The sequence below is a fragment of the Protofrankia sp. Cj5 genome (assembly GCF_917627405.1).
GTDB lineage: Bacteria > Actinomycetota > Actinomycetes > Frankiales > Frankiaceae > Protofrankia.
The window spans coordinates 38,660-46,937 of record NZ_CAKJTO010000033.1 but is presented as its reverse complement, the minus strand read 5'-3'; the positions used below and the strand labels follow the sequence as shown (position 1 = coordinate 46,937).

9 protein-coding genes are annotated in these 8,278 nt (G+C 68.8%); 5 read left to right on the top strand and 4 right to left on the bottom strand.

What is annotated here, in order from left to right:
• Positions 1-229: LLM class flavin-dependent oxidoreductase (locus tag MJ777_RS09670; protein ID WP_239375380.1), on the bottom strand; the 229-nt coding region annotated here is incomplete at its 3' end.
• Positions 230-380: 151 nt separating this feature from the next.
• On the opposite strand from MJ777_RS09670, the gene MJ777_RS09665 reads away from it, so the two are divergent.
• The 3 genes from MJ777_RS09665 (at position 381) to MJ777_RS09655 (ending at position 3,326) form a co-directional block, all read left to right on the top strand.
• Positions 381-1,388, top strand: coding sequence for an LLM class F420-dependent oxidoreductase (locus MJ777_RS09665; RefSeq protein ID WP_239310378.1), 1,008 nt, complete (start codon positions 381-383; stop codon positions 1,386-1,388).
• Between the two features lie 70 nt (positions 1,389-1,458).
• Entirely contained in the window at positions 1,459-2,385 is a 927-nt protein-coding gene (locus tag MJ777_RS09660) for an SDR family oxidoreductase (protein ID WP_239310379.1), read from the top strand.
• Positions 2,386-2,447: 62 nt separating this feature from the next.
• Positions 2,448-3,326 carry an enoyl-CoA hydratase-related protein gene (locus MJ777_RS09655; protein ID WP_370651600.1) on the top strand — a complete coding sequence of 293 codons (879 nt, stop codon included), beginning with the start codon at positions 2,448-2,450 and terminating at the stop codon, positions 3,324-3,326.
• Between the two features lie 72 nt (positions 3,327-3,398).
• Here MJ777_RS09655 and MJ777_RS09650 read toward each other — a convergent pair whose 3' ends face one another.
• Both MJ777_RS09650 and MJ777_RS09645 read right to left on the bottom strand, forming a co-directional pair.
• Positions 3,399-4,070 (bottom strand): YdcF family protein, encoded by a 672-nt coding sequence (locus MJ777_RS09650; protein ID WP_239310381.1) that lies wholly within the window; start codon positions 4,068-4,070, stop codon positions 3,399-3,401.
• Positions 4,067-4,861 carry a GntR family transcriptional regulator gene (locus MJ777_RS09645; RefSeq protein WP_239375377.1) on the bottom strand — a complete coding sequence of 265 codons (795 nt, stop codon included), beginning with the start codon at positions 4,859-4,861 and terminating at the stop codon, positions 4,067-4,069. Before MJ777_RS09645 ends, MJ777_RS09650 begins: the two co-directional genes overlap by 4 nt.
• Positions 4,862-5,026: 165 nt before the next feature.
• Here MJ777_RS09645 and MJ777_RS09640 point away from each other — a divergent pair, with 165 nt between their 5' ends.
• On the top strand, positions 5,027-5,326 hold the full coding sequence (locus tag MJ777_RS09640) for a WhiB family transcriptional regulator (RefSeq protein ID WP_239310383.1): 300 nt from the start codon (positions 5,027-5,029) through the stop codon (positions 5,324-5,326).
• Between the two features lie 375 nt (positions 5,327-5,701).
• Here the strand turns inward: MJ777_RS09640 and MJ777_RS09635 are convergent, their stop codons facing one another.
• The gene (locus tag MJ777_RS09635) at positions 5,702-6,874 is read right to left on the bottom strand and encodes an acyl-CoA dehydrogenase family protein (protein ID WP_239375374.1); all 1,173 of its coding nucleotides are present in this window, start codon (positions 6,872-6,874) and stop codon (positions 5,702-5,704) included.
• Between the two features lie 210 nt (positions 6,875-7,084).
• Between MJ777_RS09635 and MJ777_RS09630 the strand changes: the two genes are divergently transcribed.
• On the top strand, positions 7,085-8,236 hold the full coding sequence (locus MJ777_RS09630) for an acyl-CoA dehydrogenase family protein (protein WP_239345122.1): 1,152 nt from the start codon (positions 7,085-7,087) through the stop codon (positions 8,234-8,236).
• Positions 8,237-8,278: the final 42 nt, after the last annotated feature.

The window sequence follows — 8,278 nt, the reverse complement described above, 5'->3', positions numbered from 1 at the left end:
TGCCGGTACCGATGCGTACCCGGTTCGTCCGGGCCGCGATGGCCGCCGCGAAGGTCAGCGGTTGCGGAAGGTAGTCATCATCGAACAGATGGTGTTCGGTCACCCAGATCGAGTCCGCGCCCAGCCGCTCCGCCTCCTGGCACATCTCCAGGGTGAAACCGTACAGGCGGGTTGGGTCCTGGCGGCGTTCCGGCGGGTTGCGGAGGTCGAAGTAGAGGCCGACCTGCATGCTCGTCTCCTTCGTCCGGACGGTGCGGGCGCGTCGTGAAGGTCTGGCCGCCTCGCCAATAAATAAGGTAGACAATACAGATGAGGCATCTTCATGTCCTCGGGTGCGTCCGGGTGCGGCGTGCCGCCTGTCGGCTGGCCGGGGAGGTTCTGTGAAGATCGATACGACGCTTCCGAAGGACATCGATGTCGTTCATCGCAACGCGCGGGAAGCCGAGGCCGCGGGCTATGACGGCCTGTGGCTGGGCGAGACGCGGCACGATCCGTTCCTGCTGTCGCTGCGGGCGTGCGACGCCACCGGCGACCTGACGGTCGGGACCTCTATCGCGATCGCCTTCGCCCGGACACCGATGACGCTGGCGAACGTGGGTTTCGACCTTGCTCGTTACTCCCGGGGGCGGTTCGTCCTCGGGCTGGGCTCCCAGGTCAAGCCGCACATCGAGCGGCGTTTCTCGATGCCGTGGTCACGGCCGGCCGCCCGGATGCGTGAGTTTGTGCTCGCGATGCGCGCCATCTGGGACACCTGGCAGAACGGAACGCCGCTGTCGTTCACGGGCGAGTTCTACACGCACACTCTCATGACGCCGTTCTTCTCCCCGGAGGCGCACGAGTGGGGCGCGCCGCCGGTGTACCTCGCGGCCGTCGGCGAGATGATGACCGAGGTGGCCGCCGAAGTGGCTGACGGCATGTTCTTCCATGCGTTCTCGACGCCGCGGTACCTGCGTGAGGTCACGCTCCCGGCGCTGGAGCGGGGCCGGGCGAAGATCGGCCGGACGCTGTCGGACTTCGTCTTGGCTGGCCCGGCGTTCGCGACGGTGGGCCGCAACGAGGCGGAGCTCGCGACGGCCATCGCCGGCACGAAGAAGCAGATCGCCTTCTACGCCTCCACGCCCGCCTACCGCGGGGTTCTCGACCTGCACGGCTGGGGCGACCTGCAGACCGAGCTGACCCGCATGAGCAAGCAGAACCGCTGGTCGGAGATGGGTGATCTGATCGACGACGAGATCCTGCGGACGTTCTCCGTCGTCGGTTCGCCCACGGAGGTCGGCAAGGGCCTGCGGGAACGGTACGGCGATGTCGCCACTCGCATCACCTGCTATGCGACCTATGAGAGCGACCCGGCCATGTGGCCGGAGGTCCTCGACGCCATCCGCGGCTGAGCGCTCCTGCCGGCGCGGGGGCTGGCCCAACCGTCGGTAGTGGCCGTCAGGTAACCGATCAGGGAGAGAAATGAGCATTCTGGACGGCAAGGTCGCCATCGTGACCGGGTCGGGGCGCGGTCTCGGCCGCGCGCACGCGCTGCTGCTCGCGAGCCAGGGCGCCCGGATCGTCGTCAACGACCCGGGCGTGGCCTGGGACGGTGCCGGCAAGGACGAGGGACGGCCCGCGCAGCAGGTCGTGGACGAGATCGTCGCCGCGGGCGGCGAGGCGGTCGCGAACTTCGACAGCGTCGCGGACTGGAAGGGCGCCGACGGGCTCGTCCAGCAGGCTGTGGACACCTTCGGCGGCCTGGACGTCCTCGTCAACAACGCCGGGTTCGTCCGCGACAAGATGTTCTTCAACCTCGACGAGGACGACTGGGACTCCGTCATCGAGGTGCACCTCAAGGGCCATTTCGCCCCGGCCCGGTTCGCGGCCCGGTACTGGCGGGCCCGCGCGAAGGCCGGCGAGGAGGTCTACGGCCGAATCATCAACACCACCAGTGAGTCGGGCCTCGTCGGCAACTTCGGGCAGGCCAACTACGCGGCCGCGAAGGCCGGGATCAGCGCGCTCACCGTCGTGATGGCCCGCGAGCTGGCCCGGATCGGTGTGACGGCCAACGCGATCGCGCCCCGGGCGCGCACCCGCATGACGACCCAGACCTTCGCAGGCTATGGGCAGGTGGCGGAGGGCAGCTTCGACGACCGGGCGCCCGAGCACGTCAGCCCGCTGGTCGGCTGGCTGGCCAGCCCGGCCGCGGCCGACATCACCGGCCAGATCTTCCACGTCTACGGCTCGGTCGTCTCGGTCTTCCGCGGTTGGGAGATCGCCGCCACCATCGACGCGGGCGAGCGGGCCTGGACAACCGAGGAACTGGTGGCCGAGGGGCCGCGGCTGTTCGTGAACCACGATCCGGGACTGCCCCCGACCCTGCCCGGGGTCGCGGCGAAGGACTGAGCTCTCCCGTCGTCGCCCGCCCCGCCCCATCGCCTGACGGGCGGGGCGGGCAGTCACAGCTGATGGTCAACTCGAAGGGGAGCGCGGTGTCGGACGACCTGATCCTTTGCGCAACTGACAGTGACGGTGTCGCGACCGTGACGTTCAACCGTCCGGACCGCAGGAACGGCTGGTCACCCGAGCTGGAGGCGGCCTACTTCAGCCAGCTCGACCTGCTCGACCACGATCCGGACGTCCGTGCGGTCGTGCTCACCGGCGCGGGCACCACCTTCTGCCCCGGGCTGGACACCAGCCGCCTCAACAGCAGCGCAGGCAAGGGACTCGATCTGTCCGGGCGCCCGCCACAGTACCGGCCGCGGACCCTGCGCAAGCCGCTCGTCGCCGCTGTCAACGGGGGATGCGCCGGTATCGGGCTCGTCCAGGCGCTCATGTGTGACGTCCGCTTCGCCGCCCGCGGCGCGAAGTTCTCCACGGCGTTCGCCCGTCGTGGGCTCGCGGCCGAGTACGGCCTGAGCTGGGTCCTGCCCCGCTACGTCGGGCTGGAGAACGCGCTGGACCTGCTGCTGTCGGCCCGGACGTTCGACGCGGACGAAGCCCTCCGGCTCGGGCTGGTCAGCCGGGTGGCCGAACGCGACGACGTGCTCGCGCAGGCCCAGGCCTACGCGGGTGAGCTGGCCCGCAACTGTGCGCCGACGGCGATGGCCGCCATCCGCCATCAGGTCTATGGCGATCTCGAGGTGGGCCTGGACGAGGCACTGCGCAGGTCGTTCCGGGTGATGGAGGTGACCAACGGGGCGGGCGACTTCGCCGAGGGAGTCGGGAGTTTCCTGGAGCGTCGTCCGCCGCGGTTCGCTCCGCTGGCCGACGACTTCGACCCGAGCGCGCTGCTCGGTGCCCCCGTGCCCGGCGGCCACCTGGCGGCTGACGACGTCCTCGGCTGACGCTTCCCCGGACCCACATCATCAGGCCGACGCTGTGGATGGGAGATCGCGGAGATCGCGGAGGTCAGGAGGTCAGGCAACGAGCCGACGTGTATACCCGGCCTCTACCAGCGCCTGGTAGGCCGCGTGTACGTCGGGCGGGATCGGCTGGGGGATAGCGAAGTCGCGGTCGGCGTAGACCCAGATGCGTTGGGTATCGCCCACCAGCATCGACACGACCCGGCCGACGTCTCCGATGGTCGTCACGTAGTCGTCCAGCGTGAGTGGCAGAGATGCGCATTGGACGGTGACCTCCGGCCAGAGCTTGCGGCAGGTGGCGTACGCTCGCCGCTGCTGGTAGGGCCGGGAGATTAGGGTAGCTGATCGAACTGTATGGCCCTGGTTGCGTAGGAGATCGCGGGCCAAGGTGATGTTCTCACCGGTGTTGCGTGCCAGCGGCTCGATCAGGATGGCGGCATCCGGGACGCCGAGGGTCAATGCGTGCTCGCGGTAGTGGACCGCCTCACCTCGAGGGAACACGGTAAGAGTGGTAGGCGCGTTCGCGCCGGTGAAGACGATGTGCGGGTACAGCCCTCGTCGGTAAAGGTCCGCTGCGCAGGTGGCTACGGCAAGATCGTGGCTACCCAGTCCAATGCCCACATCGGTGGGCCGCAGCTCGTGGCGCAGGTTGTGGTAGTCCCATAGGATCCGCACGCAGTCGCGGATAGCGGCAGGGATGGCGGCAGGCCGTCCGCCGCTGGTCATGACGCCGACCGGGCGGAGTCGGGCACCTCGAAGCTGTAAGACCAGGTGAACCGCGACGCGGCATGCACCCCCACGGCGTACTCGACCACGACACCATCCGCTGTGCGGGCCGTGCGATGCAGTTCGACGACCGGCTCGCCGGAAGGCAAGGACAATGTCTCCAGCTCCGCGGGAGTCGGCATCCGTGCTTGGAGCTCCTCGGTCATGTGCGCGATTTCCAGACCCTGCTCATACAGCACACGGAACCCGCCGCCGGGTCCAGCCGGCCCGGCGGTGAGCTCCAGCAGACGGGTGCCCTCGACGTGTTCGGGACGGTAGTAACTCGTCAGTGTGTGCGTGGGCGTGCCCTGTTCGCGGACCAGCCTGGCCCGCTCGTACACGTCGGCTTCGTCTGGTAGACCGAGTGCGGCCGAAACCCTGGCCGGAGCGGGGATCCGCCGTACCGTCTGCGTCTGATCGTTACGTTCCCATGTACGGCCGGACGCGATCCTGTCCGCAATGAACGCCACTTGGTCGCAGTCGCGCCATTTGGCCTTGTCATACCGATCGACACCGAGCCGCCGCAATGGCGGCCGAGGCCGTACATAGACGCCCGCGCCCGTTCGCCCGACCACAAGTCCTTCCTCCTTCAGTTTGGTCACCGCGAGACGAGCGGTCTCAGCCGCGACCTTGTAGCGCCGAGCCAGCTCAGCAGTGGAGGGGAGCGCGGCTCCTGGCTCGAGCCGTCCGGACTCGATATCGGCCCGCAGGTCGGCTCGGATGCGCTCCGAGGCGCCTCGTCTGCTGGTCACAACGCCGAGTCTAAGCATCTTCCTAGGAAGGTATTGACCTACCTAGGAAGGTAGGGAAGGCTGGGGATCGCACCAATCTTCCTAGGAAGGTTGCCTGTGGCCGGAGCTCTCACATCCTGCCGGAGACCTTGATCCCAACCCCCTGCGCCGAGGAGGCCGAGACCCGTGTCTGATTCTGCTTCTGCCCGCTCGCCTGATGGATACGTCGACTGGCGGCATGGTGCCGTCTGCCGCGGCGATGATCCCGAGCTGTTCTTCCCGGTCGGTAGGACGGGGCCCGCTGTGGAGCGTCAGATCGCGATGGCCAAGGCGGTATGCGGCCGCTGCCCAGTGACTCGGGGCTGCCTGGACCAGGCAGTGAATACCGGAGAGGACACTGGCGTCTGGGGTGGTCTGGACCCGGACCAGCGACGGAGCCTGGTTCACAGCGAAGCCCGGCTCCCGCTCCAGGCGCTCATGCCATGAGCGCCCTCACCCCGCGGTCGTCCGCGACGGCCGAGCAGATGACACGGGCGTTGACGGTCGTCCGGGACCAGGCCGCAGTGTTATGGCAGGCGGCGTGGGAGTACGGCCGGGCGGTGGAGGCGGAGACGGACGCCCTGCTCGCCTATGCGCAGACTGTGGCCGCTGACGCCGATGAGGTGAATGTCCGCGCCGATCGCGAGGTACTCGTGCGCACGCTGGGCCGGCGGGACGCGGCCGGCCGGCGGCTGGGCCTGTCCGGTCAGCCGCCCGCGCTGGTTCGTGCGGTACGAGAACTGCTCACCGCGGCCCGGACGGGAGCCGCAGCGCGCGGCGCAGGGCCCGGGCCGCCGGCTGGAAAAGATCGGTTCCGACCGGTCAGCGTGGTTCTTTGGGCAGCCCGAGCACCTGCTCGCCCAGGATGTTGTGCTGGATCTCGACAGCGCCTCCGTAGATCGTCTCCGCTCGGGAGTTCAGGAAGCTCGCCTGGAACAGGCTCAGTTTGTAGTGGTCCCCGACCAGCATCGAGCCGGCGCCGGTCGCGTCCATCAGCAGCTCACCGAAGTCCCGGTGCCAGGTGGACCAGAACAGCTTCGAGATCGAGGACTCCGGCCCGGGGTGCGCGTTCGCGACTGCCCGGCTGATCGTGCGGATGTTCATCGCCTGCATGACCCGCAGGCCGACGTAGGCGGACGCGATCCGGTCGCGCAGCACCGGGTCGGCCGGGCGGGACTTCACGAGGTCGATCAGTGCCCGCATCTCGCGCTCGAACCCGGCCTGGAAGGGCAGCACGGTGGTGCCCCCGCGCTCGTTGCCGAGGGTGCCCATGACCACGCGCCAGCCACCGTTGACCTCGCCGACGACCAGGTCCTTGCTGGTGCGGGCGTCACTGAGGAAGACCTCGGCGAACTCCGTCCCGCCGGCCATGTTCCGGATCGGCCGGACCTCGACACCGGGCTGGTGGCGGGGCACGAGAAGCATCGAGATCCCCCGGTGCTTGGGGGCGTCCGGGTCGGTGCGGCACAGGACGTAGAGCCAGTCGGCGTACCCGCCGAACGTCGTCCATATCTTCTGGCCGTTGATCACCCATTCGTCGCCGTCGAGTTCGGCGCGGGTGCGCAGGCCGGCCAGGTCGCTGCCGGCGTCGGGCTCGCTGAAGCCCTGCCCCCAGAACTCCTCGACCTGTGTGATCTTCGGGAGGAAGCGGGCCTTCTGCTCGGGGGTGCCGAACGCGAGCAGGGTCGGCCCGAACAGGTCACGGCCGTGGACTCCCACCCAGTACGGCGCCTGCGCCCGGGCGTGCTCGACCTGGAAGATGATCTCCTGGGCCAGCGTCCCCCCGCGGCCGCCGTACTCGACCGGCCAGGCGATGTTCAGCCACTTGTCCTTCGCGAGGAGCTTCTCCCACTCCCGGCGGAGCTCCCAGGCGGTATCGTCCGCTGGGCCGCCGACGCCCAGGATGCTCCGGAAGTCACCGGTGAGATGATCGGCCAGCCATGACCGCGCCTCCTCCTGGAACTGCCTGTCCTGCGCGGTGACGGCAACGTCCATCGGCTACCTCGCCCACTCGCGCCCAGGCGGGCGCCTCTGGCTGATTCAGGATGCAAAATCGTATAAAAAGTTAGCTGATAGGTAAGGCTATAGCAAGTCCCGCGGGGCGTGCCGGGCGTGCGGTTGGTCGTGCGCTGGCTGTCGGCGGGTCCACCCACATCATCCGACGGGCTATGGTTAGCTGATTTACCTGATGGGAGAGGTGCTGTCGTGGACTTTGACCTCACGGACGAGCAGCGGATGCTGGCGCGGACCGCACGGGACTTCGTCTCGCGCACCTGCCCGCCGCGGCTGGCCAAGGAATGGGACGAACAGGGCATCCTGCCGAAGGAACTTTTTCGCGGCATGGCCGACCTCGGGTGGTTCGGCCTCCCGCTGCCCGAGGACAGCGGCGGGGGCGGCGGGACCGCGCTCGAGCTCGTCCTGCTCGCCGAGGAGCTCGGGCGTGCCAGCCTCGACATCGCCATGTGCTATTCGGGGACCTTCATCCCGGGGCTCACCCTGTTGAAGTGGGGCACGCAGGCCCAGCGCGACCGGTACCTGCCCGGCATGCTCGACGGCACCGAGCGCTTCGCCATCGCCATGAGCGAGCCGGACGCCGGCTCCGACGTCGCGGCGCTGCGCACCACCGCGGCCGACCACGGCGACCATTTCGTCCTCAACGGCCAGAAGGCGTGGTGTACGGGGGCGGGCCTGCCCGGCACGACCATCGCGATGTACGTGCGCACCGACCCGTCCGCGCCGAAGCACGAGGGGCTGTCCCTGGTGCTGGTCGATCCCGCGACCGCTGGCGTGGAGATCCGCCGGACGCCGACGCTGGCCCGGCACATCCTCGGCACCAACGAGGTCTTCCTGCACGACGTGGTCGTTCCCCGGGAGAACCTGGTCGGCCCGCTGCACGGCGGCTGGAAGGTCATGCTCTCCGGCCTCGACCTCGAGCGCGTGCTCATGAGCGGCGCATACGTCGGCGTCGCCCAGGCCACGCTCGACGAGGCACTGGAGTACGCCAAGCAGCGCCAGCAGTTCGACCGTCCGATCGGCAACTTCCAGTCGCTGTCACACGCGATGGCCGATCTCCAGGTCGAGATCGACTCCGCCCGGCTGTTGTCCTACCGGGCCGCCTGGCTGCACGCGCAGGGCCGGCCGTGTTCCCGCGAGGGCTCGATGGCCAAGCTCAAGGGGTCCGAAACCTATGTCTCGGCGGCCCGGTGGGGTATGCAGATCCTCGGCGGCCATGGCTTCGCCACCGAGAGCGTGATGAGCTTCCGCTGGCGCGAGTCCATCGTCGCGCCGATCTCGGGCGGCACCAGCCAGATCCAGCGCAACGCGATCGCGCGCAGCATGGGCCTGCGCAGCTACTGACAGCCAGTCTGACCGCAGTCTGACCGCAGTCTGACCGCAGTT